Below are 316 nucleotides of genomic sequence, written 5' to 3'. Positions count from 1 at the left end.
CGTGCATGGATAACCTGTTGTTGGCCATGTGGTCCCCCGGAAAAAATCTCCGAGGTTGCCACGGTTATCCCGCGTACCGCTACGTCTCTAATTTCACTGTCCAGTTTGACGTGGAATCAGTGTCCAGGTTGCTCTGGAATGGCTGTCCAGTTTGCCGTGGAATGCGTGTCCAGGTTGAACCGGAATTCGCTTGTGCTTGACCACAAGTCTCCAAAAATTCCATGAAGTTGCGCATCCCTCTCAAAGTTGTAGTAACAGCCATGGTTCTCATCACATTCAATTTGTGCACGGGCACATTTGTAGATTTGATGAAACA

At 48.7% G+C, this 316-nt stretch carries 1 protein-coding gene; it reads right to left on the bottom strand.

Annotation, left to right across the window (positions count from 1 at the left end; genetic code table 11):
• Positions 1 to 116: 116 nt before the first annotated feature.
• A partial coding sequence (locus tag NSMM_RS15845) for a hypothetical protein (protein WP_218120940.1) occupies positions 117 to 316 on the bottom strand: 200 nt, incomplete at its 5' end.

Source organism: Nitrosomonas mobilis (genome assembly GCF_900103035.1).
Taxonomy (GTDB): Bacteria; Pseudomonadota; Gammaproteobacteria; order Burkholderiales; family Nitrosomonadaceae; genus Nitrosomonas; species Nitrosomonas mobilis.
The sequence above is the reverse complement of the archived record's forward strand: the minus strand, read 5'-3'. Positions and strand labels throughout refer to the sequence as shown.